We start from the raw sequence: 23,281 nt of genomic DNA on the forward strand, positions 1-23,281 counted from the left end.
CCGAGCCTGCCGAGCCTGCCGAGCCTGCCGAGCCTGCCGAGCCTGCCGAGCCTGCCGAGCCTGCCGAGCCTGCCGAGCCTGCCGAGCCTGCCGAGATACGGCTACGCCGAACATCAATTTTTCGCGCCTGAACTGCGCATTCACAACCAATCTGAAATTGGGAGTTGCGTAGTCACTATGACTACGCTCTAATTGGTGCCAGGCCGCCCCGAGAGGGTAGGCGGGCAAGGGTTCCGAGCGAAGCTCCCCAAGTCACCCGCACGGCTAGTCCCGATAAGGGCATGAGGGCAGCAGCGGCATTTCTGCCGCTCCCACGCCAGCGCACCGGCATAACTTCGGGTGCGCGCCGCACCGGGCATCGGTGATTTCGCGAGAGACAAAAGCGAAATTTGCTGTTGACGTAGCCACGCCGGAGTGTTCCCACTCGGAAGGGCAGACGTCAGCGGGTGAACTTTGAGAACTCAATAGTGTGACTGAACGCGAGCCAAGGGCTACGCATGTCTTACGTAGCTTTTTCGCGAGTGCCGGAGCAGTCCGGTATAGACGATTCAGCGAAACACGTTGACGTGTCCGAGTAGATGCGCGTCGATTGTTCGTAGGTACCAGCGGGAGAACTGTGTTCTTCGCGTCGGACCTTGAAAACGGACGGGCAAGCTCGTGGCATGAGGACATGCACAAGCCTCAATGGTGAGCGTTCGGGGTTACGTGAAGATACACACCCGCCTGTCTGCTGCGGAACGCACGGGGCAGGGGTACGGCGGTAGGTCCCGCCAGGGAAAGCAAACGTAGCCCCAACAATTCTCGTCGCTAGAGGATACCTCTCTGTCTGCCTGTTGCGGATCGCACGGGACAGGGAACCGGCGGTAGGTCCCGCCAGGGAAAGCAAACGGCGACGAGAGAATGAGCGGGCACTCGGCGTGGCATGGTTTTGTAGGACTGTGCTCGGGGTTCGATTCCCCACCCGCTTACCACATCGGTCAATTCTTGCTGAACAATCGAACGGAGACGTTCTATGGATTCATTCATGCCGAACGCGCGCCGGAATGTGCGTGCGCACAGGGATACTGTCGGCCTGCTCACGAAGGGCAACCGCCGAAATACTGAACTCGACTTGAACCGTCCGACGCGTAGCGCCGACCACTGTGCGGTCTGCGGCGGTTCTTTCGAACCACGCGTTTACTGGAAGGGCTCGGAGTGGGTCAACGGTCGCACGCGTTCGGAGAAACGACCGAACCGGTGCGTCAAGTGTGAGTCGCGCAGCTCTGGCACGGTGGCGGGCGCGACGGAACACCGTAGTGTCATTCTGTCCGTTTTCGAGTGGGCCGACCGGGCACGTCGCATCGCTCCGCAGGATACGAAATCATTCTGGCGGAGTGTGCCTCACAAACTGCGAGGAGACGTGCACGCGGTCACGGATCTTGACTACCTTTCCGAAATCGCACGCCGCGCGGGTATAGACGAGTATGCGGGAACGAAACCGGACGAAATAGTTTTCGGGTTGCTCGGTGCGCGGGTTGCGGTTGTTTTCGATGAGTCCGGGCGTTTGATCAAAGCGCAAACCTCGGATGCGCGTACGGGCTACCGAGGGCGTTCGACGGTGATCGGACGGAACCGCGCTGCTAAAGTTGCGGACTTCATGAATTCGATTCGTGGGTGAAGTGTGCCCTTTTCCGGAACGCGCTAGTCGGTAGGTGAGCAGCCGTCGCAGCATCGGCGCGGCGGCTGTTGACTGATCAACTGGCGTTGATCGATATTCACTCGCACCGTATTTCAAGGGCGAATTACGCCTGGCGGAGGTTGAAGCAATGGACGACAGCAGCGTTTCTCGCGAAATAGCCGAGTCAGTGGTTACCGCAATCAAAGCACTGTTTCCGCAGTCGGATTTCTCGTACGGCCCGAACCTGCGCGACGCCGATCATGAGGGGTTGAGTCCGGGATCGTGGTCGATCGATTGGGAGGATGGCGCACCGGATGAGTGGGCGATCGAAGCCGCGCGTGAGCTGCGAGCGTTTGACGGGGCGTTTCTTGAGCCGCGAAACCATCTGATCCTCGGCGTATATCAGAACTGAACGGCCGAGTACGAACCGAATTCCAGCTTGCGCCTTGTGAAGGCGCAAGCTGGCTGGTCGGTTTGTCCGACTACCGAGAATCGGAGGGTATGGAATGAATGAATCTGTGAAATTGGATAAGCTCCCCCACCTACCGGCAATGAATTCCCTATTCGCAGCGATCGAGTCGGCAGAAATGGGGAGGCCCGCCGAGGTGGTCGAGGGGCATCGGCGGGTGTTCCGGCGCGTCGCGGCTCGTCTGGACTCCGACTCGCAGCGTGCGATGGCGATCGCGGTCCGCAATCACTACGCCGCCAGGCCAGTCCAGTGACGTCTGTTCCGTTGGTGCGATTGGACCGCCGCCCGCCGCTCAGCGTGAATCTGACACGCTGGGACTGGTCCGCGAACCGTGCCTACGCGGAGTTGCTGTACTCCGAATTGAGTCGTGGGTACGTCGTCGCCGTCGATGAACGGAGGTGGTTCGGGTACACGCGCACCTTGGGCCGATCGGAATACGTCGCGGCGGGTGAAGAGGTTTCGACGGTGATGGCCCTGGTCGAGCGGGCGCTCCCTCCTGCCACGAGCTGCAAGGCAATGAGCTGCGCGGGTACCAGCGACACGTGCGACGGGAAGTTGCACGTGGATGTGACCGGCTACACGTGGTTCGAGGACACGCGGAGTTATCCGGGTGCCGTACTCGGACATATCTACGGCTGAAATAGACATATGACGATAATGGCCCTCATGCATTGAGGGCCATTTCTATACGTCGAGCCGGGCGTGAACGCGGCGGCAGGACGAATTATTTCCTGCCGCCAATTCAATTCCGTGCCCGAGTAGAAAGAATAGGGAAATGCGTGGATCTGGCGAACGAAAAATAAATGTTGCGATGCAATGTGAGGTATCGCAAATAACGGAGGGCGGGCAGTCCCTGCGTACCGTGTCGGCGTACGGACTCACCGGCGTTGGCGTCAACCTTTCTGCGGCTAAGTCCGATTTCGTGGACCGCCTCGGCTACGCCATCGAAATGGCCGGTCGAGGGATTGTGGTCGTACAGGACCAGAAGTACAGCGTCGTGGTGCTCGCGGCGACGCTCGCCGGGTACACGGCGGTGAGGCTCATGGTCGACGAAAAATCCGGAAGGGCGTACGAATGGGGTCCCTGGTCCGAAGAATACAAATCCCCCCAGGATGAAGCCGCGCGCACTTTTCGGATCAACTCGGGCGCGGGAACTATCGTGTACCAGTCGGAACCAGATCTCGCTATCGAGGCGAAGTAACCGCGATGATATGGACAGCATATCGCAACGGAGATCGTCTGGGTTACGGTTTCGCGGACAGTATCGACGGATGTTTGTATGCGTGCCACCGCCTGTGCGGTCCGGCATCTCTGCAACGCATCGGCGTCCTCGGCGGTGAAGTTAAATTCACCGACTCGAGAACGGGCATGGCTGTGTATATTCGCCGCGAAGCGCCTGGGGATTTGCCTTTCAAGCAGGAAATGTGGATGGAGTACGCGCGGTATCTCTTTCACGTCGCGGCGACCGGACAGTTCTTCGCTGGTTACCAGAGAAGACCTCCTTGGTGGGCGGTGAATTTCGCGGACAATTTCGGGCACGAGGCGGTATTCGTCTGAGCCGGATGAAGCAGTTTGGTGGTGCGCAGCGAGCTTCGCTGCGCACCGCGATGTTGTCTCATCGGGGCAGCGGTCAGAGACCAGGAAGGACGCTACGAATCATGAGCAGGAGTCGCAAGGCGAAGGAGTCCAGGCGGAAGGAGTGGGAATTCCGTCGCGCGGTGAAGCGCGGTGGCGGACGCTTCGGTCGAGGTGGCCGTGCCGTCACGGTGATGCCTACGATCGGCGCGTAGCCGAGCGGTCCGCGTCCGAACCCCCTAGGGATGCCCTGGGGGGTTTGTGCATTCATAGGGAGGGATTCAAATGACAAATGGATCGATGACCCCGGCGAGACTGCGCGAGGTCATGGAATTCGACCACGTGATCCACGTGGACTCCGACGGGCGTGTCAGCGAACCGAAGGATGTGTACGCCCCCGATGTCACCGAGTCGAACGGCACCGTAGCCGTCGACCCCGTCGACTGGGAGTTGCTGACCGGGTGGACCGGTCAATGGAATTACTCCGGCCCGGTCATGCATCCCAGCGAGTTCGTCGGCGGCAGGCTCGCCGACCACATCCTCACAACGCCGGGAACGTACGTGACGGTTGTGGTGACTGACCTCGACGAACTGGACGCTGACGGCGAAAGTGCCTTGGCCGGATGGGCGATCGCTTACCGGGAGGATACGCGATGAGTTCCGTCGTCAACCCGTACGCCGTCGCTATCGATTCGGGGAACTTCCACGCTGGGGTCGCGTGCTGGGACTGCGTTCTCGCGCTCGCGAACGGCGAGAACGGACCCGCCGAACCGAGCTGGGACGCAGCGCGTTTCGCAGCGACCTGCCAGGAGTACGACGTCACCCTGGGCCACACGCACAGCGGACCGTACTCGACCTGCCCGCACGCCGGTCAGCCGTGCGCCGACGACTGTGACTGCGAGCGCGACACCTTCTCGCGCCGCGATTGCTCGGTGTGCGGATCGCATCTGCACGGCTGCCGCGAAGACGTGATCATGATCCGCTGGGCGGATCTCGAGCGGGGGGACGCGTGACCGCGATGACTGAGAAGTTCGACCCGGACGGATCGCTGAAGCTGCTGAGGAAGCGGCTGGAGGAATGGGCCCGGCAGGTTCCATCCTCGACGCGGGGCCCCGACCCGTACTACGGCGAGCCGGAATGCCCACAGTGGTGGCATCTCGCGCAGGTGCTAGAAGGCCATCGCGCACAGGAGATCTCGTCCAGAGCAGCCATGAGGTTGGCGCGGGAGCTGATCCAGCGGCACTACGTCGACCATCCGATCTGGAGCCGGAGCGCTCGGGGCGCGATGGTCATCAGCGCCTGGAACGGGGACTGGTGGGAGTATGGATCGCCGATTCCCGAATTGGGTACTCTGCCTGGCCCGTTGTGGGTGGTGTCTTCCAATGCCCCGGGCTACATGCCGGCGGACACAGACCCGCTGCGCGTTCACGTCTCGGGTGAGGCGGACGCTGGTGTGCTCGCACGGCACCTGGCGGATTTGATGATCCGCGACGGGGAGGCGCAGGAGGACGAGTTTCCTGATTCGGCCGATGATCTGGGCGGGTGGGCGTCGGACTGCGCCGTAGTGGAATCCCTGAGGCCGGGAGGGAGCATGCTTACCGATATCAGCTTCTCCCTTGCGCGCGCTATCGCGGCTGGTGAAATGTTCAGTTATGTCGTGAATTGGAGCGGCGATTCGGTGTCGTATTTCGCGACTCCGGTCGCTGATGAAGACGACGAAGTATGCAGTGACGAAGCATGCGATTACTGCTTCGTCGATAGCCCAGCGGTTGACGAGCTGGCGCACGACGCCGCATAGCTGTCCTTCTCATGATTGAGGTTGAAAGTATGATCCTGTATCGCTCGATCGTTTCTTACGACCGCGCCCGCGCAACCTGGCAATTGTGCGTCCTGTGGGACGATTCCGATCCCAACAACATCATCACTCAAGGGACGATCGCCGAGAACACACAGGAGGCGATCGACCAAGAACTCGCCTGGATGGGATTCCGCATAGTCGGAAGCGAAGGACCGGGGCTGCACCCTGGCGAGCGAATCGTCCAGAGATCCGACGCCCGCCATCCGTTTTTCGATCCGAAGTCCCGTTCGTGGCATTCGACTCCGCCCGGTACCTGATTTGGGGCTGGGCTGGCTGAACGGCACGCGGCGTTCGGCCTACCGAGCTACGAAACCAGACCGAAAGGAGAGCAAATGAGCGCAGATGAGCCTCACGCGATGGTGGATATCGATTCTGCACTGGACGCCGCGCGATCGATGGTGGTGGATGGCCTCGATATGAGCGAGCCCTACACGGACGCTATCGATGTCTTCGAGTCGGCTTTTCGCGCCGCACTGGACAACTCGACGCCCACCCTGGAGTCGGTGTTGGCCTCGCGTGGCGAGTCGGTCGAGGAAGTCCGGCAGTGGTGGGGCGGGTGGTGAACACGACCGGCGCGGAGACTGGCCCCAGCTATGCACTACTGAAATCGACGGGCGAGGAATCCGGTCCGCCCGTGCCCGCGGAGAGTTCGCGAGTCTGGACGGTGAACGTCTCCGGCCCGGAGCGACACGACGGCGAAGCGCCGTACACCTACGTTGTCTGCGCGGAATCGCTGGAGTTGGCGGTGCGCCACGCGTGGCTTGTGCACGTGTGGATCGACTACGCCGAGGGTGGCGCGATCACCCTTCACGAACTTCCGGATGTCGTGGTGATCGACTCGCCGGAGTTCCCCTGCCATCCGGGACCACCTCTGTTTCCCTCTGTGACCGACGACGTCGGCCGCCCCACGCTGTGCCGGGCACGTCACCACTACGTCCTCGGCGTCGACATCCAGCACTGCGGCTGCGAGTTCCACTGGTTCTGGATCGGAGCCGGGGTCGGCGATACACCACCGCCTGCGCACGCAGCACCGAGTGAGTACACGAAAGCCATTGCACATCAATCAGATCGGAGATCATGAAAGACTTGATTCTGCTGGGAGAAGCCCTGACCGAGTTCAACGACGCGTTCCAGGACACGCTGCTCATCAGCACCATTGCGGAGAACATGTCGTGCCGTGAGGTCGAGGCGCTGGCTGCCGTGTTGCGGGCCTCGGGGCACGATGACGTGGCACAGATGTGGATCGGCTCGCACGCCGCGTACGACGTGGACGGCGACCGACACTACCGGCCTGCTCCGGAACCCGAGACGCGAGTCGACCACCGGTTCGGCGACCTGCTGGTGAGGGCGATGGGGATCGGCCTCACGGCGACATACCACGGCACTATCAGGGTCCGCGACGCGGTCGGCGAGTATCTGTACGACGACTTCACCGTCAAGCTGAGCTGCCACGACAGGCGTGCGGAGTTCCCGTGGAAGCAGGGCATGGCGTACGCCGGGCGCGAACCCGAGGCGGGGATGATCCTCGACTCGCTGTTGGACGACGCGCACAAGTATCTGACCGAGCCCGCCGAGTTCCACGCCCAGTTCGGTGGCGGGGAGACCGTGCCGTGCAAGGAGGCGAGCGCTGCCATCGAGCGGTTCTTCGAGCTGGTCGGCGGTGACGTGGTGTGCGCGCTGCGCGATGACGGAGTCGAAACCCTGGTCGTGGTGCGCGATCCCGCCCGAGCACCGGAATGGACGCCCCCCGGCACCTTCGACGTGGTCCACGTCGGGTCCGGCACGGTTCTCAGCCGCCACACCGGCCAGGAGGGACGGCGCGAGGCCGACCAGGCGGCCGAGCATTGGAACAGCCGCCCCGAGCACGTCCGCGCGATCCTGCGAGTGCACGCGCGAAGCACCGAATCGAACCACCGACAGGAGGGTGGTGCGGCGTGAGCTGGGTTGTAATCAAAGAGGTTGGGTTCGAGTTGTTCGTCTACGCGACCCCGGACGCCGACGAAGCCGCGCAGCACCGCACCGAGTGCGCCGCCGACGGCGACCGCACCACCGACCCGTTCGAGATGGACGACGACACCGATTGGAACGCGCTCGAGTCCGCCCTCCTGAGCCACCGCGGCCAGCGAGTGACCTCGCCGCCGCGCGGCACCACCGCCGAGCAGTGGCACGACCTATGCGCTCACCTGAGCACCCTCGAGCTGGTCGAAGTTCCCGACACCTACGACGAAATCAATTACGCCTGAGCAGATTTGGACTGCCTGCCGACGCAATCACGTTGGTAGACAGCACAACTGAAGAGAGGAGATCCGATGGACCTGCTGATCGTGGTGGTCGCCCTTCTCGTGGGGACCGGCCCTTCGATGGCCGAGTTCGAGGCCGGCCCGCTCCACATCGCGCCCGCCGTCGTCGACGCACCGGCCGAGGACGATCCGACGTGGGACTGCCGCACGATGGGCAACCGCATCTGCGGCCCCCACCTGAGCGTGCGGCCGTGGGGGCATCAGAGCGGGCAGGTGCGATGACTCGCCCGGTCTTGCAGGCGGCGCAGGAGATTGCTACGCACCTCGGACCGGAGTGGACGGCCATCGAGAGGCCGTCCAGATTGGGCGCGCCCGCCGCCACCCTGGCCGGACCGGACTCGATGCGCCTGTCCCTGTCCCTGGTCGACCAGAGATGGCGGATCGACGGCGAACTCGGCGACCGATGGAGCGACGTACCCGACGGCGAGAAGGACACCCACGTGATCACCGCGTCCGAAGCCAAATCGGCACAGCGACTCGCGGGTGAGATTCGGCGAAGGCTGTTGCCGGACTATCAGCGAGTGCTCGCCTTGGCCATCGAGCGCAAGCGCCAACATGACGAACGGACAGCGTTGGCCCATCAACAGGCCGATCGGCTCAGCATGCTGCTCGGCGGCCACCGCTACAACAAGGGCCTTAGTTCCAAGTTCGGCGACCCGTACCAGCGCGGTGGTGAATTCCGTGTCCATGGCACCTACGTCCAATTCGAAATCAGGATGCCGAAGGGCGAGGCCGACGCGCTCGCGATGGCCGTCGCGCGAGTTCTCGGCCAGGCGAACGCGGCCAGCGATGAAACGGCCGCGCAGGCGGAGGCGGAGCTGTCGTGACAGAGCCCTACCGCGAGCACACGATCGACAGAGACGGCAGCACCTACCGCCTCGCCTGGTTCCAAGACGAGGACTCGGACAGCCCACGCGAATGGGATTGCAGTGCACGACTTCTCGTCTACGAGGCGCGAGGATTCCGACCACTGCTGGACGAAATCGGCACGGACACCCCCGAGGCGCGAGCACTGAAGCACGTCCTCCAGCAATACGGTCACACCGATGAGGACAAGGTGACCCGCGCGTTCAGCTTGTGGCGGGCGATCACCGGTGCCTCGGTGCAGCTCGTCACCGGGGCGATCCACTGCTGGCGTGAGGAATTCGCGTTCTTCGCGCTCGCCAACGACGACAAGACCGCGCACGCCGAGGCCCGCGAGTACGAGCAGTGGATCGCTGGCGAAGTCGCGCGATACGAGTTGCACGGCCCCGGCGGGGAACTGATCGCCGCAGTCGGTGGCTGGTACAGCGAGGACGACGCCGAGTACTGCTGGAGGGCCGAGCTGGAGGAGTTCCATGCCGAGCGACTGCGCCAGACGCGTTGCGTCGGAGCCGGTCTGATCGGGGTGATCTGATGCCGTGGCGCTGTCGCCTTTTCGGCCACCGGGTGAGGCAAACCGCCTACGGACTCCGCTACTGCCGCCGCTGCACCGAACCGGTGCCCCTCCGGCAGCGCATGTTGCCACCAAAGCGCTGCGGCATCGAACAGCGTTGCCTCCCAATTTTGGGGGCGTCTCGGACACGCCGTGTACCGAGACCGACTTGTGAGAGGAACCGTGAGTAAACGTCCGATGCGTACGGCTGCTGACCGGGCGCTTGTGGCGCTGACCGCCTGGGCCGGAACGCATGGCCCGGATTGCACCGTAGCCCAGATCACCGACCGCGACCAGTTGGAGATGCTGGGCGATTTCGTGGCCGACGTGCTCCATCTGGTCGATCGGCAGGCAGTTGACGTCGGCGAGGTGCTGGACATGGCATTACTGCACTACGGCGACGAGATCCGTGACGCGGCAAATGAAGCGTTCACTGTCGACAGCCTGACGGAGGAATCCGAGCTGAGCGAACGGCTGAACAGCCTGCTCGACCGGGCCGCCGAACCCGACGCACCTGGCTAGTCCCGACCACCAAGTCCCCCGGTATGCGGGGCCACGCGAACCCGTTCCCGCCCGCCGATCGCGCATGCCCTGATCCCTTACCTGACCTTCCAGAAGCAGGAGAAGTATGTCCTTACCCACGATCTTCTACACCCTGCCCGCAGATGCTGTGCGGGCAGGTATGTCCACCGAGGACGGCTGCGACGTACTGACCGCGAAGACGCGCACCGACCACAACGGCACGCAGTTCGTCCTCCTCGACGTCTATGTCCCGCGTCCCGACGAACCCGAGATCGACGCCGCTAACCGCGAGTTCACGGAGGGCCGCGTCTACCAGCGCGACCAGCGCGTCGAGCTGGCGGTGTTCGCCGACACCACCGTGGACGGGTCCACCGATCCACGCGCGGTCATCCCCCGAGGCGACGCGGAACCCGCCGTCCCCAAGGTGGAGGTGGTGATCCATCGGGACCCCGACGATGCGACAACCGTCACCGTTTACCTGAACGGACAGCCCGTCGACGCTGCCGAATTCCACGTCGATCCGGGCCGGGCCGGAAACGAGCCTGAAGAGGTCGCCGCGCAGCGCGCCAGCCGCGCCGACAACCTGGCCCAGGCATCACCTCGGGCCGCGGCACAGCTCGCCGAGCTGTACGGCCACTACCCCCTCCCAGGACCGCGTACCTTCGACCCGCAGCACGCACCCGACCCCGAGCGCAACCCGTTGGGCGCGACGCTGTGGGCGCTGGAGGCCGCAGCCGCCGCCGTGCAGCGCCGCGACCGCGAATATTGGCTGGCCATCACCGCGTGGGCGCGCGAGCACGACGTGCTCAACGCCGAGCAGATCGCCGATACCTACCGCCACACGGTCCGCAAAATGGCTGTGCCCCCGGACTTTTGGGAGGACGGGCAGCTCCGATGACGGAGTTTCATCGCCGCCGTGCCCGGGTCGGCGGCGGATTCAGCTGGTACTGCCAACTTCCCGCGACGCACTGGGCGACCGAGCCCGCGCCGAATGGCTGGCACCTGGTGTACATGCGGTGGCCGCACTGGTGGCTCGTCGGCCACCACCTCCGCATAGAGCTTCACACCCAATCGCTCGACACGGCGATGGATCGCGCCGGCATAGTCCAGGCCGCGCTGGAGCAAGGAGCCACCGCAGACACCCTGGGTCAGCATCTGGGCTGGTCCCGGCCAGGTATCCAGGTCAACGCCCACACCTGCGCCCGCTGCGGCCGCGTCGGCACGGCCGGATTCACCCTCGCCTCCGGAGAAAACTCAAGATCCACGCCGACGATGCACTGCCCGTGGGCGGCAGCGTGCTCCGAACACGTCGCCGCCGAAGTGGTCGCCTACGAGATCTATCGCACGAGTGCTCCGTTCGGAACTGCGGACCTCGACCCCCCGGGCTGACCTCTCCACTCCGGCCAGCCCATTCCACCATCGAAACAAGGAGGGTTCAACATCAGCAAGAGCACCACGAAGGACGATCGTGGACAGGTCGTGGCCGTGCTGCGCGGCCACACGAGCGCCGACACCGCCGTGGTCGTGGACGACTACCCGAACGGCCGATTCTATCGGGTGAAGATGCGGTACTGGGTCGAAGAGGCGACCAAGGGCCAGTACCGCGGCCGACAGCGACTGATCCACCAGTCCACCAACCCCCGAGTCGCGGGCGAGGTCGAGCGGTGGTTCAAGCCGCAGCGCGGGCAGTACAGCAGTTGGTGGATGTACCTGGTCCAGTACGAAAACGGCCACATCGACGGTGTGGGCTTCCCGGTCTACCTCGACGGCCCAAGCTGGACCCGCTTCTACAACACCGGGATCTGGACCCATCTCACCGAAAGCGAGCGGGCCGGATGCGTGTTCATGCTGGATGGCTACCCCCAGAGATCACCGAACTCCTGGCGCGACTGGCACACGATGGTCGACAAGGTGAGGGACCTGGGCGTGCCGACCCTCGAGGAGTGGAAGGTGATCAACGAGGGCAACTACGTGAACGAGGACGCCTACACGGCGCTGCGCCGGTACCTCGAGGCGGGTGGCCCCGACATCCGGCAGGAGAACTGGTGGAAGTGAACGACCTTCGCTTTCTCGTGGCACGCGAGGGTGCACCGGACCTCTTGATTGTCGGGTTCGTGCACGCCCTTTCCAGTCACCCCCGCCCCCGGACGCCGGTGACCCAGTTTCAGGAGATCGGGTCCGCCGACCTGCTCGCCGACGGAGCCCTGCCCTACGCCGTCGTCGTCGTCGACCACGACGCACCGGTGGACTCCGTCGACAGGGGTTCCAGGTCGCAGTATCGATCGATCCTGAGGCTGGGAGTTCGGTGGTATGTGCAGCCCGCCGAACTGGTCGAAAAGGAATGGGTACTGCACTCCGACCGTTTCGCGGCCGGGGCCACCAGCGTGCAGCTGCCATCGGCCGTGCGCGAGGCAATGGCCGCGGTCGCCGATGACGTCCCAGCAGCGGTGCGCGTACACGACTACTCGCTGAGCGAAGAGCGTCGCCGCGCTCCGCGCCGCTGATCGGCTCGGACTCCGCTCTCCCGCATCCCGATTCCGGGTGCGGGACTTGGGGTGTCCGATCACTCCGACCAACGACGACAGGAGAAGTGTTGACCAATTCGAGACACCGTGTCGCGGGCGGGCCGATTGCCGAGGCGGTCAGGGCCGTCGTCGGTGAGGAGGCATTGCTGTCCACCGAAGATACGGACCTCGCCGACGTGTCGAACGGGTTGTACTGGTTGCGATTTCACGATGGCGCGGAGGACGTGACCGGCGATCCTCGCCGGGCGTTGATCGCCTCCCAGGTGACCGTCATGGACGGCGACGACAAGTTGCTGTCGGTGGACGAATTCGCGCCCGGATTATGGGTCCGCGACGAACCGCCGCACGGCCTGTTGAACTTTCCCTCGTGGGAGGATGCGTTCGCCGCATCCGGTGTGACGCCTCAGTTTGTCCGCGCGACCGATCGTTGGCTGCGCGGATGTGGTGCCGACGAGCTGGAGCAGATCCTCGCGCATGTGATCGAGCAGCTGTACGTGTGGGCCGACGCGATAGCCGCCGGAACGGTGCCCCAGCGCCTTCGGGAGTCGGTGCAGGTAATCGCTGAGCTGGGCCAGCCGTACTCGATCGTGCTGTCGTCGTACCCGGTGATCGAACTCACCGCGCGCGGAAGGGGACACGTCGACCTGGTCGGCTACCTCGGTGGGCACTTCACGCGACAGTCGGCGGAAGAGGTCAGGGCCGTGTTCGACCACCTCATCCAGCGCAGCTGATGGACGGGTGCGACTCCGCGGATCTGCGGTCCCCGTCGATGATCGACACGGAACTCGCCGACGTCTACCAGCGGCTCGCCGAGGTGGATTGGCGAATGTCGGCGATCGATCGGCGACTGCGTCACCGCCCCGACGACGCCGCCTTGATCAACGAGCGGGTCGGTCTGGCCAGCGCGCTGCGGATCTTGTTGGCGCGCCGCGACGCGCTCGACGCCGTATTTCAAGCCCGCGGCGGCTGGTCGCGTGCATTCCTGGTGAACAATCCGTCCGGGCATGTTCACAGCTCGATGGATTGCGCGACGTGCAACCGAAACGGGCGAGCGACCAACTTCAAATGGCTCGTCGAGTACTCCGGTCGAACCGAGGAACAGATCATCGAGGCGGCCGGGTCACGAGCGTGCACAGTGTGCTATCCGGACGCGCCGATCGACCGGCCGAGCGTCTTCCGGTCGGATGAGGAGCTGGCCCGTGACCTTCGCCGCGCCGACCGCGAACATCGACGGGAAGCGGCGCAGGCGAAGGCAATTCATATGCCGGACGGATCGCCCCTGCGCGACCGCTGGGGCGTCATCCGCACCGAACGGGCTGCGGAGATCGCCGCGGTCGACGCCTTGGTCGACCTCATGTGGTACGGGACCGCCAGCGGCGGCGACGGATGGGCGTTCATCGACGCCGCAGTCGATGCCTTGGCCGCCAAGCGTGACGAGCCCGTGCGCGACGTTGCCGACCTGATCACGGCCAAGGCAATCAAGAAGTACCGCAGGGTGTTCGGCGACTCGCGCCGGACCGACAGCAGATAGGAGATCGGTGCCGTACTACCAGACAACGACAACCGATGCCGACGGACGGCATCAATACGGTCCCACCTATTTCCGGGACCGAGCATCGCTTCACCGGTGGCGTGTGATGTACGTCGGGGCACACGCGATCGCCCACGGATCGATCGATGATCTGACGATCACCGACGAGGCGATCAGCGAGCGCACCGAGGAGGGACATCGGCTCACCTGCCTGGAATGGGATACTCCCACCGTCGGTGAACCCGAATGCGCGGACTTCTGGTCGAACACACCCTCCCCGCTGTGCCCGTGCACATGCGAGGCCGGCGAGTGCGACGGCCACTACGTCAGTTCCGTAGGCCCCGTCCACCGCGGCATTTTGCTCTCGCTCCTCGAGACGGGGCAGATCAACAGTCAAGGTGCGGAACGGCTTTCGATGATCAACCATCCTCCGGGGAAGTCATGACGCGGCGGATCGCGCTGCACACCGACGCCTCGTTCCAACGCCACGACGGCACGTATGTGGTTCTCGTGGAGGATGGGCAAATGGGCTATAGCGAGCACAACGGGCCATGGGCGTCACCGGAGCGGGCGGAGGAGTACGTGCGCGAACAGAACGCCTTGCTGGGGCTTTCCGAACTCGAGGCGTACGCGATCTATTGGTCCAGCCATACCGGCCGCCCGGCCGCGGAGTGGATGGCCGACGCGACTGCCCGCCCGGAGTCCGAGGTCCAGTGCGCGCACGGCGGTCCGATCTCTGCCGAGGACTGCTTGGCGTGCGCCGAACAGGTACGAGTCGAGCACGTGGCCGATCTCGTCGGAATCACCAGCCCCGGCGCCGAACTGAATCAGATCCTGTGCCGGTCGTGCGGGTGCCGCATTGTGCACCGGGTCCACATCGGCACGCCGATCTGGTCGGGCCCCCGAGAAGGGTGATTCATCGTGTCGGTGTGGGCGAGCATGGGGCGGCGGCGGGCGATGAGTCGCCGCGACGATGCCGCCGCTGCGGCGTATCTGGCCGCGGTGGCGGAGGCCAGGCGAATGCGAGATCAGCTGATCGCAGACGCGCGGAAGGCGCTGAGCGAGGGCCGCTACGCTGACGCTGAGGAACTGGCCGAATCTGCGGCCAGGGCAGATAGTGCGTACTCGGCGGCGGTGTGCGATGTGCTGTAAGCCGTCCGGGTGCCTAGTCGGTGGTGCAGGCGGAGCAGCAGCCTGAACCGTGGCAGGTGTCGCAGGTCTCTCCGCGTACGTCGTCTCCCGCTCCATCGCATTCCGAGCAATCGCCGCTGTCACCGCAATCGCCGCAGGTATCGTCGTCTTCGACTTCGGGGAGATGTGGCGCTGCGGGAATCGGTCCGAGTCGAGTTTGCGCAGCGGCCAGGGCGTCGTCGATCTCTGGGAGCAGGTAGTCCCAGGCAGCCTGCGCTCTCGATCGGCGACCGGAGATATAGGTTTCGGGATCGGCCGTAGGGCCCAGTTCCGCGGCCCATTCCTCGGCCTCGCGACGCAGGTCGTCAACGCTCCGGGGGGTAGCCGCTACCGCGACCGCCACATCGACGCGAGGACGGGCACCGTCAGCTCGTACACACCAGATGAGGCGGGCCGCGTAGGAGCGGATAGTGGCAGCCAGGTCGGGCATCGCCGCGTTGCATGCTCGGCGGTGCGCTTCGGCGACCGTGATGTCGCGGTCTCGGGCAGTCAGAAGGTCGTCGCAGCGACGGCCGATCGAATCCGAATCATGTTGATTACCAGATATTTTCGTCACGACACCAGCGTCGTTCGGTGCGCCGAAGAGCGCAACCTAGCGCGCGTCGGCGCACCACGACGTGATACTGCCGCGTGCGGGGTCGCCAGAGCGCCGATCGCACCGCAGAGAGGCCGCCCGATGGAGTGGGCGGCAGTGCAAAACGCATTCGCGTGTCGTTGAAGCGGCCGAATCTGGCGGGGGCCAGATCCGACGCGCCAGCAACCTGTTATCAAATTGATACTTTAAGGGCTGTTGTGCTACCTCGGCATCAGCCTCACCATCTCGGCAGCCACGCAGTCGTGCCGTCCCGACGACGGGTGATGGACCCGAAGACGACATCGGCGAAGTGCATTCCGACGACCAGCGTTCCGGTGTCGGCCAGTTCGTCGACCAGCTGGCGACGGTAGTGGGCGGCCCGGTCGGGGTCGTGGTCGGCGGCGCACCGCCATTCGGGGTGGCGGACCTGGAGCGGGGTGTGCATGGCATCACCGATGACCAGCGCGGCCCGATCGCCGGAGTCGAGGCGGAACGCGCTGTGCCCGGCGCTGTGACCGCCCGCCGATACGGCGGTGATCCCCGGGGCGAGCAGATCGCCGTGACGGAACGTGATCACCCGCGGACTGAGCACGCCGAGCAACGCGGGCAGGTTCAGCACGCCCCGCGCCCACGGTGCCGTCTGAGCGAGCAGCGCATCAAATTCATCGGCCGTCATCGAGTTCCACCACAGCCACTCGTCCTCTGCGATCCGCAGCGTCGTAGTTGCCAGAGCGGGGTTGAGCGCCCAGCCGAGATGGTCGATGTGCATGTGGGTGATCAGCACCGCGTCGATACGTTCAGGCGCAGAGCCCACACGCGACAGGTTTCGCAGCAGCTCACCACCGTTCATCGCACCTGTCAGCCAGGAGTCGGGGTGATCGGGAACAGTGATCGGCCCCGCCCCGGAGTCGATAAGGAGTTGCTGGTCGCCGGTGTCCAGATGCAGCGCACCGATACCCGCGACCAGATGGGCGTTGTCGTCGAGAAACCGTGCGCGTCGGGACCATTCAGCGCGCGGAACGGATGGCAGCCAGCCGCGCGGCTTGAGCGCTACCACGCCGTCGGGCAGATAGGTCATGGCCATATCGGGCCAGCGCACCGAGCGCAGAAGAGGCGGGCGATGCCACCGTGCCCGGCAGCAGCTAGGGAGGTTCATTTTCAGCCTTCGCGAAGTTCGTCACCGGTATCGGTGGGCGGAAATGAGTTGGCGGGCATAGGCTGCGGCGGCGTGCGCGATAGTCCGGGGTAGCGACAGGCCCAGCACGTCGGCGGCCTCGATGAGGACCGCGTGGTCGTCGTTTCCGAATGGCAGGTCCGGGCCCTTCAGATCGTCTGTCACGGTGAGTCCTCGATGACGGTCACCTCCAGGCGGACCCCGAGGTGGCGCGCGACGGTGTCGAGGTCCGACAGCAGGGCGCGTGCTACAGCCAGCAGCTGCGTCATGGGGAAGTCGTCGGTTCCGGCGGAGGTCGCGGCGGTCGGCAAGCTGATCACGGTCGCGTGCATCAGCTCGAGGTGGACACCGCTGCGTCGGTCAGTGGGTGGCATCGGGATCACCTGCCCGAAAGACAGTGAGTCCGAGGCGATGCCACATGCGAACCACCGCGAGTCGATCGTCGATGACGCCGAGCACGTTATAGGTTTCCCGCAGCGCGGTGTCGAACAGCTCGAGCTTCACCAGCGCGTCGGGGCGGCGGTCCCCGGTCGTTCGCATGTGCAGTTCGTCGAACAGGATGTGGTGCTCTTCGAGCCAGGCGATGGTGTCTTCCTCGGTGCAGGCGTCGCGACCGGACAGGATGATGACGCTGTCGAGGCTGTCGCCGCCGGCGAGCGCGTTGACGATGCTCCTCGTCGGCGCGATCACCGGATCGGACCGAAGATCGTTGTAGTCGTAGGGATCTCGCCACCGGTTATCGGCGAGGGTGCCGTCGAGGTCGACGATCCAGGCTGGCGGCAGGGTCGGGTCGGGCTCGTACGGGGTGATGGCGAGTCGGTCGACCGCAGGAACGACGGGCTTCCACTTCTCGGGTGGCCACCGGCGAAACGACGCCGCGATCAGTTCGGGACCAACGCTTCGTCGACCAGCAAGCGCACGCGCCTCGTCGTTGGCGACGCAGTCGGCGAAAGGGGTTGCCATGTCGTGCAGCACGAACTCCGCGCCCCGCGCGGCAGCGAAATCCGCCCATCCCTGGGCGTGACGGTGTACGAGGTGGGTGGCGTCGATGACGACGTGAGCGCCTTGCCGCAGAGCTTCCTCCGCCGCGCCTCGCATCATTGCCGTGATCAGGTCCTCGTGCTCGCGTTCGAGCACGCCGGTGCGCCCGAGCGCCATACGCCGCATGTCGTCACGCCCGATCCGGACGGTGTTCGGGGTTTCACGGACGAGCTGGCGGCTGCGGCGGGTCTTTCCCGCGCCCTGGGGACCGCGCAGGATGGCGAGCTGTTGCGGTTGCATCAGTCCTCGATTCCGATCTCGGTGTCTGGAGCAAGGACGACCGGAGTCCGGCCGCGGACCGGGTCGTCGACGATCGCCAGGACGTAGGTCGAGTGGGTGAGATCGACCGTGCGGAGGGTGGCGCGGCGGCGCTGGCTGCCGGTGCCGGTCACCAGAACCCGGCCCTCGTGGGCGACGGTGAGCTGATCGGCCCTCATCGGCCAGCCGACTTCCGCACGACCTCCGAGCTGCGCAGCAGCGCCTCCGCTTCCTCACGGCGACGCAGGATCTCCTCACGCGTGACCACGATCTGGCGGGACTTGGACCCCATTCGGTTGAGCAGAGTGACCGACACCGCCACGGTGTCGCCGTCGCCGCTGACCTTCACATCGCCCCGCCACATTCGATCCACGGTGCCCAGCCTCTGGCGGATCACCAAGGCGGCGGCCACGAGGGCGGTGTGCTGTTCGAGCGTGCCGCGGCGCAGACGGATCACCGTCCTGCTCGGTGACATCCCCACCGAGGTGTGTTCGCCAGCGCGAAGCCGGATTTCCAGAGAGGGGCTATCGGTCATGTCAGGCTCCTGGAGGTGTGGGCAGGATGGGGCAGCGCGGACGCGGCGGTGATGAGCCGCATCGCGAGGTTGAGGGTGTTCGGCTGGGACAGGGCGATGGCCGCGCCGACGATCGGGTCGACGCGCGCGGGGTGGCCAGTGGCCGTGGGCCATTCGGTGAGTCCAGCGGCAAGGTGAGGCGGGGTTGGGGCGAGCTTCGACCGGCCGTGCGCGGTGAGAAAGTGCGCCTCGGGCGCGTCGAGCAATCGCTCGGCGATGCGCGCCTCGCCGAGCACATTGCTCACGCGGCCACCTCCGAATCCTGCTCAGGCACAGTCGATTCAGCCGTTTCGATGTCGCGACGACCAGCGTCGGCCTGCCCGGTTTCGTACCGCAGGAATTCCGCCGACTTGGCCTTGAGAAGCAGGGGCACCGCCCCGCGGTCACGGCGGATCACCACACCTTCGTCGGGAAGCGAGCCGGCGTCCAGCCGTACTGCCTGCACGTACCCCTCGTCGTGGTAGCGGCGATCCATCCAGTCCTCGACAGTGAAGTCGGCCGCCCGGCCGCGCCACAGAACCGGCACGGGCACCAGTCCGTACGTCGCGCAGGCCTCTTCGAGCTGGTCCCACACGAGGTCAGTCAGGTAGCCCTGGGCGTTGATCCGAGCGACCCGGTACACGTACATCTCGGCTTTGCCCGGGTCGATGCGGTAGGTGTATCCGCGCTGGATCGGCGTATGAGAATCCGCCCAACCGATCAGTTCGCCGAACACCAGGACTCCTTCGGGCAGCAGGCCATCCAGCATGCGGCCGTGCCGAGTCCACAGGTCGACGCCGTCGACCGGGGTGTAGTGGTGGTTACTGCGACCAGTACCTTTGACGACACGTCGCGATCCATAGACAGGGGCGTACTCATAGGTCTGAATCGGCACGCCGGCCCGGTCGGCGAACCAGCGCGCCAGGCGGGTGAGCGGACGGACCGGCCGCGGCAGCTGGACCGGCACCATCCCGACGCGAATCGAGGTCCCGTGCAATTTCTGGGTGACCACGATCTCGTCGTCCTCGTCGAGCAGCTTGCTCGCGCGCAGCCGCCAGTAGTTTCCGGTGTCCAGATGCTCGGGGAAGTGCCGCTCGACGACCCGAACGCGAGTGCGCGGCTGGGCATTCAGCGCACGGCCGGTCTGCGGCGGGATGTACTTGCGGCAGATCTCGATGTCGGCGAACTTGTCGAAGATGTCACCTTCAGCGAGCAGGCCAGCGTCCAGGCCCAGCGCGGTCAGCGTCTCCAGCGGCAAGAGCAGAGCGTCAGAGCGGTGCCCGCCGATCCGTATCGCACGCACGCGGCGGTTCGGCTCGAGGTAGCCGACCACCGAAGGGTCGGCGTTGAGTGCCGAGTCGCGAAAAAGGTTGGCCGCCTTCGCGTATTCCGGTCCGAGCTGCACTTCTGTGGGGAACATCAGCGCGAGCTGGCCAGGATGGATCTGATACTTGGGGACGATGGCTTGGCGGCCGAGCACGGGAACGCCGACCACGCGGTCACGGCCCAGCAGGGGCACCGGGGTGGGGACACGCACGACCACGGCGGCGTACTCGTCATTTTTGGGACGCGGAAGATGCACGGAATTCCTAAGAAGGTTCTGTCGTGTTCGGAGCATCGACGCGCAGGACCCCGCGCAATTTTTGATCAGGTCGGCACACTGTCGATCGGCACGGCGGAATTCTGCGATTAGCAGTTATCCCCCCGGCTCACGCGTAGTCACGCGGCGGCATATTCCTGCGCGTTGTACTCCTCAACGCATCGACGAATTCGCGACTCCGGTATCGCGGCCTCGACCGTCACTTGATCAGCGATCGAGGCATTCAAATACAGGTGCGCGAATATCAGGCGTGGAACATGGATGACAGGTTGGCGCTGCGTCGCGCGTTCGCGTCGTTTTCGCCGTTTCCGCTGGCGGTCGATCCGGTTGACCGCTTGACGGCATACATCGCAAACCTCACCGCGGCGGCGGTGTCGCCCGTGCGCAGCTTCGGTGCCGCACGGTGGCGGTGGGCGACGATCAGGAGTTTTGCGTCGAGCCTCGGCGTCGAGGCATTCTCGGCAGGCCGGCTGGCGCGATTTCAGGTGACGCTGGTACCCGGCGCGTGTCCCGCGTCGGTCACCGCACACCAGAATCATTCACCGAACGCAGCGCCGCCGCACTCGAGTCCCCGGCGTTCTGGCCGGTGGTTTACTTTCAGTCGCATGGGCTTCACCGTACCAGGGTTTCGTGCACCAAATAAAGCACGAAACCGCCCGAGGGATGTGATCTACGGCATATTGCATGGCGCGCAAGAACGGGCTAGAGACGCAGCTCGACCGCCGGTAACGCACCCGTAGCGAACGCGGCAACGTCCCTGCTACAGCAGGGCAGGCCACCGTGCCATCACAACGCTGCTGTGGCACGCTACGGGAATGACGTATCAAGCGACCGGGGCGGCGGCGCTGATCGCCTTGTTCACGATCGTGCTCCTAGCTCTGGCGATATGGCGGCTACCCACCGCAGTTCTGGTTGTGCTGGGCTGGATCGCCTGCGCGGTGCAGCTGGCGGCTGCCGCGTGGGTCTGGCACCTGGGCGACTCGACCGCCGCCCTGCTCGCTGCCGGGGTCGCAGCGCTCATCGCGCTGCCGCTGATCCGGACCACTCCTCGGGTACACCTGCACGCGAGGGCGGCGCGCCCTCCTCGCCGGAGACGTGCTCCACTGCTCAGGGATTCATAGTTCGGGATGATCGCCGCGCGCGGAAGTAGCCGCTACATCCGGAGTATCGCGCGCTCGAGCCTGTAGAACACGCCGGTCGCCATCGTGATCACCAGCGCGCTCATCGCGACCTGCACCCATCCCGGCTCTTGATGCCTGGAGACCACCATGGCTACCAGGCTGAGCGGAGTCGTGACGTACACAATCCCACGCCACACGGTGGTTCGCTTCGGCTCCTCCACTCGTGCAGCGTAACCCGACCGTCCGGTTCAATCACGCAGCGGCAATCACCTCACCCGCCCGTCGCGCTGCCTGGCGTCGTTTTCGCGAGCGCGCGCGTCCCGCTGTCGCGTCGCGTGGTCGGATCGGACCTTTTCCTGGTCGGGTCGTGGAGGTTCCGGATCACCGGGCAGTATCGGGTCCTGGTGGAGGCCGACCAGCCGAGTGACGCTCTCGTCGACCCCACGATCCAGCATCCACTGGGTTCGCTCCGCGGCTCGTTGCTCACGCTCGGCACGGATTTGCGCCTCACGAGCTTCGCGCTCCGCGGGCACCTGCACCAAGGCCGGCGGCCCGGAACCCCTCGCCTCGCCGCGCTCTCGCACTTCACGCTCCGCGGCCGGCCGCGCCCCGCGCTCACGCACTTCACGCTCCGCGGGCGGGCGCGCCTCACGCTCACGCACCTCACGCGGTACTCGTTCACGGGCTTCCCGGGTCTGGGCAGCCACTCTGTCGAGGTGGTCAAGCGCCTGGTGGATCGGCCGATCTCGCTCTTCGCTGACCATTTTCCAGGCAGCGTTCCACTCGCGCTGCTGCTCCGACGTTTGGCCTGGGATCGGGGCTTCGAAGATCTTCCCTTCGAGCCGAGCTAACGCGCCGACCCGATTCCCATGGGCGTTCACCGCACGCTGGAGGTGCTTGGGGTCGATCTCGCGTCCCTCCTTTCGCGCTCGCTCGACGTCGCGGAGAACTCGCGCCACATCGTGTGCAAGTTCGCTGCGTTCGCGTGAGATCTGATGTACCGCCAGTTCGTTAACCGGCGTCATCCGTTCGTGGTGGCGCTCATCGGCCCGTTCCCGTAGATAGTCGGTGACGTCGCGACCCGCCCGAAATCCCAGGCCGAGCAGTTTTCTCGACTCGTCCGCTCGCTCGAGATCACGGCGATGTTCCCACTCTCCGAGATCTCGTAGCGTCTCTTGAACATATCGGATCTGCTCGACGCCAACTTGACGACCCTCAACTGCCTGATTGTTCAAGCTCGCGAGGTAATCGCGGGCGACCTTGGCTACATCACGGGATTCGCGGTCTTTGGCCGGTATCCGCGCAACGGTGTCACGAGTACGCTGTTTCTCCCGCCGCTCCAATTCCCGCATCCCGCTATCTAAAATGCGATTGTAAACCCGGTCGTTGGCTTCCATGATCCGGAACTGATTCGGATATTGCTTGAGGAGGTTTCCCATGAGTTCGCGTACGTCTTGAGCATGTGCCTGGCCGGCGCGCGTGATATAGGTGACTTTCTCACCTCGGGCCAATTGGGCCCGATATCCGAGCAGCTGGGAAACTTCACGCTCTTGGCTTATTTCACCGGATTTGACCTCAATCGAGTGCGCGACACCATCCGGTGCTTTACCCGAGTCGCGGTAGAAGTCTGCCTGAATAGAACGGCCCGACTCAGGAAGGCTGTGCGTATGGTGACGCTCCCACCCCTGCCGATCCAGGCCAAATACCTTCTCAATCCCCAGCTCCCAGGCCGCGCCTCGACGTGACGCCATTTCCCAAAATCTCAAGGACTGAGCGTAGCCCGGCACTGATCTCGGAACTTCCCCGCTCGCCAACTTCCCCGGAATGTATTTGTTGAGATACTGGTCGCGCGTGGGTGCATCCAGTTCGTTCGGAGTTTGCGGCGGCTCACGGTCCGTCGTCATCTCACCTCATGCTC

Annotated in this window: 39 protein-coding genes; 28 read left to right on the plus strand and 11 right to left on the minus strand. The window is 64.8% G+C overall.

Annotated features, from left to right (window positions below):
* The 26 genes from DFR74_RS36645 to DFR74_RS13110 all read left to right on the plus strand — a co-directional run.
* Window positions 1-192, plus strand: a 192-nt coding sequence (locus DFR74_RS36645) for a hypothetical protein (RefSeq protein WP_211334138.1), incomplete at its 5' end; no start/stop codon positions are given.
* 820 nt (window positions 193-1,012) lie between these two features.
* The gene (locus tag DFR74_RS35340; RefSeq protein WP_147265790.1) at window positions 1,013-1,657 is read left to right on the plus strand and encodes a hypothetical protein; all 645 of its coding nucleotides are present in this window, start codon (window positions 1,013-1,015) and stop codon (window positions 1,655-1,657) included.
* A gap of 148 nt (window positions 1,658-1,805) precedes the next feature.
* Window positions 1,806-2,069 carry a hypothetical protein gene (locus DFR74_RS35345; RefSeq protein ID WP_147265791.1) on the plus strand — a complete coding sequence of 88 codons (264 nt, stop codon included), beginning with the start codon at window positions 1,806-1,808 and terminating at the stop codon, window positions 2,067-2,069.
* 919 nt (window positions 2,070-2,988) lie between these two features.
* Complete coding sequence (locus DFR74_RS13000) at window positions 2,989-3,327, plus strand: hypothetical protein (protein ID WP_147265792.1); 339 nt, start codon at window positions 2,989-2,991, stop codon at window positions 3,325-3,327.
* 5 nt (window positions 3,328-3,332) lie between these two features.
* Window positions 3,333-3,683 (plus strand): hypothetical protein, encoded by a 351-nt coding sequence (locus DFR74_RS35350; protein WP_147265793.1) that lies wholly within the window; start codon window positions 3,333-3,335, stop codon window positions 3,681-3,683.
* Between the two features lie 318 nt (window positions 3,684-4,001).
* A complete protein-coding gene (locus DFR74_RS13010; protein WP_147265794.1) occupies window positions 4,002-4,358 on the plus strand; it encodes a hypothetical protein in 357 nt (118 codons plus the stop codon).
* The gene (locus DFR74_RS13015; protein ID WP_067503808.1) at window positions 4,355-4,714 is read left to right on the plus strand and encodes a hypothetical protein; all 360 of its coding nucleotides are present in this window, start codon (window positions 4,355-4,357) and stop codon (window positions 4,712-4,714) included. Before DFR74_RS13010 ends, DFR74_RS13015 begins: the two co-directional genes overlap by 4 nt.
* 5 nt (window positions 4,715-4,719) lie before the next feature.
* Window positions 4,720-5,499, plus strand: a complete 780-nt coding sequence (locus tag DFR74_RS13020; protein WP_147265795.1) for a hypothetical protein — start codon at window positions 4,720-4,722, stop codon at window positions 5,497-5,499.
* A 29-nt stretch (window positions 5,500-5,528) separates the two neighbouring features.
* Window positions 5,529-5,816: a hypothetical protein gene (locus tag DFR74_RS13025; protein ID WP_067503802.1), complete on the plus strand. Its 288-nt coding sequence runs from the start codon at window positions 5,529-5,531 to the stop codon at window positions 5,814-5,816.
* A 75-nt stretch (window positions 5,817-5,891) separates the two neighbouring features.
* Complete coding sequence (locus DFR74_RS13030; protein ID WP_067503799.1) at window positions 5,892-6,122, plus strand: hypothetical protein; 231 nt, start codon at window positions 5,892-5,894, stop codon at window positions 6,120-6,122.
* The gene (locus tag DFR74_RS13035) at window positions 6,116-6,640 is read left to right on the plus strand and encodes a hypothetical protein (RefSeq protein ID WP_147265796.1); all 525 of its coding nucleotides are present in this window, start codon (window positions 6,116-6,118) and stop codon (window positions 6,638-6,640) included. The genes DFR74_RS13030 and DFR74_RS13035 overlap by 7 nt, the downstream gene beginning before the upstream one ends.
* A complete protein-coding gene (locus DFR74_RS36650) occupies window positions 6,637-7,497 on the plus strand; it encodes a hypothetical protein (protein ID WP_067503793.1) in 861 nt (286 codons plus the stop codon). Before DFR74_RS13035 ends, DFR74_RS36650 begins: the two co-directional genes overlap by 4 nt.
* Window positions 7,494-7,802 carry a hypothetical protein gene (locus DFR74_RS13045; RefSeq protein WP_067503789.1) on the plus strand — a complete coding sequence of 103 codons (309 nt, stop codon included), beginning with the start codon at window positions 7,494-7,496 and terminating at the stop codon, window positions 7,800-7,802. The genes DFR74_RS36650 and DFR74_RS13045 overlap by 4 nt, the downstream gene beginning before the upstream one ends.
* A 66-nt stretch (window positions 7,803-7,868) precedes the next feature.
* A complete protein-coding gene (locus tag DFR74_RS13050; protein WP_067503786.1) occupies window positions 7,869-8,081 on the plus strand; it encodes a hypothetical protein in 213 nt (70 codons plus the stop codon).
* An 11-nt stretch (window positions 8,082-8,092) separates the two neighbouring features.
* On the plus strand, window positions 8,093-8,686 hold the full coding sequence (locus DFR74_RS13055; RefSeq protein WP_147265797.1) for a hypothetical protein: 594 nt from the start codon (window positions 8,093-8,095) through the stop codon (window positions 8,684-8,686).
* A complete protein-coding gene (locus DFR74_RS13060; protein ID WP_067503779.1) occupies window positions 8,683-9,255 on the plus strand; it encodes a hypothetical protein in 573 nt (190 codons plus the stop codon). Before DFR74_RS13055 ends, DFR74_RS13060 begins: the two co-directional genes overlap by 4 nt.
* A 201-nt stretch (window positions 9,256-9,456) precedes the next feature.
* On the plus strand, window positions 9,457-9,795 hold the full coding sequence (locus DFR74_RS13065; protein WP_147265798.1) for a hypothetical protein: 339 nt from the start codon (window positions 9,457-9,459) through the stop codon (window positions 9,793-9,795).
* 106 nt (window positions 9,796-9,901) lie between these two features.
* Entirely contained in the window at window positions 9,902-10,693 is a 792-nt protein-coding gene (locus tag DFR74_RS13070; protein WP_147265799.1) for a hypothetical protein, read from the plus strand.
* Window positions 10,690-11,184 carry a hypothetical protein gene (locus DFR74_RS13075; protein ID WP_147265800.1) on the plus strand — a complete coding sequence of 165 codons (495 nt, stop codon included), beginning with the start codon at window positions 10,690-10,692 and terminating at the stop codon, window positions 11,182-11,184. The genes DFR74_RS13070 and DFR74_RS13075 overlap by 4 nt, the downstream gene beginning before the upstream one ends.
* Window positions 11,185-11,274: 90 nt before the next feature.
* Window positions 11,275-11,850: a hypothetical protein gene (locus tag DFR74_RS13080; RefSeq protein WP_067503766.1), complete on the plus strand. Its 576-nt coding sequence runs from the start codon at window positions 11,275-11,277 to the stop codon at window positions 11,848-11,850.
* Entirely contained in the window at window positions 11,841-12,299 is a 459-nt protein-coding gene (locus DFR74_RS13085; protein ID WP_147265801.1) for a hypothetical protein, read from the plus strand. Before DFR74_RS13080 ends, DFR74_RS13085 begins: the two co-directional genes overlap by 10 nt.
* A 293-nt stretch (window positions 12,300-12,592) precedes the next feature.
* Window positions 12,593-13,051 (plus strand): hypothetical protein, encoded by a 459-nt coding sequence (locus tag DFR74_RS13090; RefSeq protein ID WP_147265802.1) that lies wholly within the window; start codon window positions 12,593-12,595, stop codon window positions 13,049-13,051.
* Window positions 13,052-13,146: 95 nt separating this feature from the next.
* A complete protein-coding gene (locus DFR74_RS13095; protein ID WP_147265803.1) occupies window positions 13,147-13,851 on the plus strand; it encodes a hypothetical protein in 705 nt (234 codons plus the stop codon).
* Window positions 13,852-13,858: 7 nt separating this feature from the next.
* Window positions 13,859-14,296, plus strand: coding sequence for a hypothetical protein (locus tag DFR74_RS13100; protein ID WP_147265804.1), 438 nt, complete (start codon window positions 13,859-13,861; stop codon window positions 14,294-14,296).
* The gene (locus DFR74_RS13105) at window positions 14,293-14,766 is read left to right on the plus strand and encodes a hypothetical protein (protein ID WP_067503752.1); all 474 of its coding nucleotides are present in this window, start codon (window positions 14,293-14,295) and stop codon (window positions 14,764-14,766) included. Before DFR74_RS13100 ends, DFR74_RS13105 begins: the two co-directional genes overlap by 4 nt.
* 6 nt (window positions 14,767-14,772) lie before the next feature.
* Window positions 14,773-15,003, plus strand: coding sequence for a hypothetical protein (locus DFR74_RS13110; protein WP_067503749.1), 231 nt, complete (start codon window positions 14,773-14,775; stop codon window positions 15,001-15,003).
* Between the two features lie 13 nt (window positions 15,004-15,016).
* On the opposite strand, the gene DFR74_RS35355 is transcribed toward DFR74_RS13110, so the two are convergent.
* The 9 genes from DFR74_RS35355 to DFR74_RS13140 form a co-directional block, all read right to left on the minus strand.
* Window positions 15,017-15,598 (minus strand): hypothetical protein, encoded by a 582-nt coding sequence (locus DFR74_RS35355; RefSeq protein ID WP_147265805.1) that lies wholly within the window; start codon window positions 15,596-15,598, stop codon window positions 15,017-15,019.
* A gap of 256 nt (window positions 15,599-15,854) precedes the next feature.
* The gene (locus DFR74_RS13115; RefSeq protein WP_170160750.1) at window positions 15,855-16,715 is read right to left on the minus strand and encodes an MBL fold metallo-hydrolase; all 861 of its coding nucleotides are present in this window, start codon (window positions 16,713-16,715) and stop codon (window positions 15,855-15,857) included.
* A 78-nt stretch (window positions 16,716-16,793) separates the two neighbouring features.
* On the minus strand, window positions 16,794-16,955 hold the full coding sequence (locus tag DFR74_RS35930; RefSeq protein WP_157115794.1) for a hypothetical protein: 162 nt from the start codon (window positions 16,953-16,955) through the stop codon (window positions 16,794-16,796).
* Window positions 16,952-17,164 (minus strand): hypothetical protein, encoded by a 213-nt coding sequence (locus tag DFR74_RS35360; RefSeq protein ID WP_147265806.1) that lies wholly within the window; start codon window positions 17,162-17,164, stop codon window positions 16,952-16,954. The genes DFR74_RS35930 and DFR74_RS35360 overlap by 4 nt, the downstream gene beginning before the upstream one ends.
* Window positions 17,151-18,071 carry a phosphatase domain-containing protein gene (locus DFR74_RS13120; RefSeq protein ID WP_067503743.1) on the minus strand — a complete coding sequence of 307 codons (921 nt, stop codon included), beginning with the start codon at window positions 18,069-18,071 and terminating at the stop codon, window positions 17,151-17,153. Before DFR74_RS13120 ends, DFR74_RS35360 begins: the two co-directional genes overlap by 14 nt.
* Window positions 18,071-18,268: a hypothetical protein gene (locus DFR74_RS13125; protein ID WP_067503738.1), complete on the minus strand. Its 198-nt coding sequence runs from the start codon at window positions 18,266-18,268 to the stop codon at window positions 18,071-18,073. The genes DFR74_RS13120 and DFR74_RS13125 overlap by 1 nt, the downstream gene beginning before the upstream one ends.
* Window positions 18,265-18,624: a hypothetical protein gene (locus DFR74_RS13130; protein ID WP_147265807.1), complete on the minus strand. Its 360-nt coding sequence runs from the start codon at window positions 18,622-18,624 to the stop codon at window positions 18,265-18,267. The genes DFR74_RS13125 and DFR74_RS13130 overlap by 4 nt, the downstream gene beginning before the upstream one ends.
* Window positions 18,621-18,908, minus strand: coding sequence for a hypothetical protein (locus tag DFR74_RS13135; protein WP_067503731.1), 288 nt, complete (start codon window positions 18,906-18,908; stop codon window positions 18,621-18,623). Before DFR74_RS13135 ends, DFR74_RS13130 begins: the two co-directional genes overlap by 4 nt.
* Complete coding sequence (locus tag DFR74_RS13140; protein ID WP_067503728.1) at window positions 18,905-20,224, minus strand: RNA ligase family protein; 1,320 nt, start codon at window positions 20,222-20,224, stop codon at window positions 18,905-18,907. Before DFR74_RS13140 ends, DFR74_RS13135 begins: the two co-directional genes overlap by 4 nt.
* A gap of 251 nt (window positions 20,225-20,475) precedes the next feature.
* On the opposite strand from DFR74_RS13140, the gene DFR74_RS35365 reads away from it, so the two are divergent.
* Together DFR74_RS35365 and DFR74_RS13145 are read left to right on the plus strand one after the other, a co-directional pair.
* Entirely contained in the window at window positions 20,476-20,982 is a 507-nt protein-coding gene (locus tag DFR74_RS35365; RefSeq protein ID WP_147265808.1) for a hypothetical protein, read from the plus strand.
* A 75-nt stretch (window positions 20,983-21,057) separates the two neighbouring features.
* Window positions 21,058-21,363 carry a hypothetical protein gene (locus tag DFR74_RS13145; RefSeq protein WP_067503725.1) on the plus strand — a complete coding sequence of 102 codons (306 nt, stop codon included), beginning with the start codon at window positions 21,058-21,060 and terminating at the stop codon, window positions 21,361-21,363.
* 32 nt (window positions 21,364-21,395) lie between these two features.
* Here the strand turns inward: DFR74_RS13145 and DFR74_RS13150 are convergent, their stop codons facing one another.
* On the minus strand, window positions 21,396-21,584 hold the full coding sequence (locus DFR74_RS13150; protein ID WP_067503722.1) for a hypothetical protein: 189 nt from the start codon (window positions 21,582-21,584) through the stop codon (window positions 21,396-21,398).
* Between the two features lie 45 nt (window positions 21,585-21,629).
* On the minus strand, window positions 21,630-23,267 hold the full coding sequence (locus DFR74_RS35370; RefSeq protein ID WP_147265809.1) for a hypothetical protein: 1,638 nt from the start codon (window positions 23,265-23,267) through the stop codon (window positions 21,630-21,632).
* Window positions 23,268-23,281: the final 14 nt, after the last annotated feature.

The sequence above is a fragment of the Nocardia puris genome (genome assembly GCF_003315035.1).
GTDB classification, from domain to species: Bacteria; Actinomycetota; Actinomycetes; order Mycobacteriales; family Mycobacteriaceae; genus Nocardia; species Nocardia puris.

Excerpts from the sequence above, each read along its gene's own strand:
- DFR74_RS13125 (WP_067503738.1), bottom strand. The coding sequence starts at position 18,268 with ATGAGGGCCGATCAGCTCACCGTCGCCCACGAGGGCCGGGTTCTGGTG.
- DFR74_RS13105 (WP_067503752.1), top strand. The coding sequence starts at position 14,293 with ATGACGCGGCGGATCGCGCTGCACACCGACGCCTCGTTCCAACGCCAC.
- DFR74_RS13145 (WP_067503725.1), top strand. The coding sequence starts at position 21,058 with ATGACGTATCAAGCGACCGGGGCGGCGGCGCTGATCGCCTTGTTCACG.
- DFR74_RS13130 (WP_147265807.1), bottom strand. The coding sequence starts at position 18,624 with ATGACCGATAGCCCCTCTCTGGAAATCCGGCTTCGCGCTGGCGAACAC.
- DFR74_RS36650 (WP_067503793.1), top strand. The coding sequence starts at position 6,637 with ATGAAAGACTTGATTCTGCTGGGAGAAGCCCTGACCGAGTTCAACGAC.
- DFR74_RS13015 (WP_067503808.1), top strand. The coding sequence starts at position 4,355 with ATGAGTTCCGTCGTCAACCCGTACGCCGTCGCTATCGATTCGGGGAAC.
- DFR74_RS13075 (WP_147265800.1), top strand. The coding sequence starts at position 10,690 with ATGACGGAGTTTCATCGCCGCCGTGCCCGGGTCGGCGGCGGATTCAGC.
- DFR74_RS13020 (WP_147265795.1), top strand. The coding sequence starts at position 4,720 with ATGACTGAGAAGTTCGACCCGGACGGATCGCTGAAGCTGCTGAGGAAG.
- DFR74_RS13070 (WP_147265799.1), top strand. The coding sequence starts at position 9,902 with ATGTCCTTACCCACGATCTTCTACACCCTGCCCGCAGATGCTGTGCGG.
- DFR74_RS35360 (WP_147265806.1), bottom strand. The coding sequence starts at position 17,164 with ATGCCACCCACTGACCGACGCAGCGGTGTCCACCTCGAGCTGATGCAC.
- DFR74_RS35340 (WP_147265790.1), top strand. The coding sequence starts at position 1,013 with ATGGATTCATTCATGCCGAACGCGCGCCGGAATGTGCGTGCGCACAGG.
- DFR74_RS13025 (WP_067503802.1), top strand. The coding sequence starts at position 5,529 with ATGATCCTGTATCGCTCGATCGTTTCTTACGACCGCGCCCGCGCAACC.
- DFR74_RS13010 (WP_147265794.1), top strand. The coding sequence starts at position 4,002 with ATGACCCCGGCGAGACTGCGCGAGGTCATGGAATTCGACCACGTGATC.
- DFR74_RS13050 (WP_067503786.1), top strand. The coding sequence starts at position 7,869 with ATGGACCTGCTGATCGTGGTGGTCGCCCTTCTCGTGGGGACCGGCCCT.
- DFR74_RS35370 (WP_147265809.1), bottom strand. The coding sequence starts at position 23,267 with ATGACGACGGACCGTGAGCCGCCGCAAACTCCGAACGAACTGGATGCA.
- DFR74_RS13120 (WP_067503743.1), bottom strand. The coding sequence starts at position 18,071 with ATGCAACCGCAACAGCTCGCCATCCTGCGCGGTCCCCAGGGCGCGGGA.
- DFR74_RS13090 (WP_147265802.1), top strand. The coding sequence starts at position 12,593 with ATGGACGGCGACGACAAGTTGCTGTCGGTGGACGAATTCGCGCCCGGA.
- DFR74_RS35345 (WP_147265791.1), top strand. The coding sequence starts at position 1,806 with ATGGACGACAGCAGCGTTTCTCGCGAAATAGCCGAGTCAGTGGTTACC.
- DFR74_RS13095 (WP_147265803.1), top strand. The coding sequence starts at position 13,147 with ATGTCGGCGATCGATCGGCGACTGCGTCACCGCCCCGACGACGCCGCC.
- DFR74_RS35350 (WP_147265793.1), top strand. The coding sequence starts at position 3,333 with ATGATATGGACAGCATATCGCAACGGAGATCGTCTGGGTTACGGTTTC.
- DFR74_RS13030 (WP_067503799.1), top strand. The coding sequence starts at position 5,892 with ATGAGCGCAGATGAGCCTCACGCGATGGTGGATATCGATTCTGCACTG.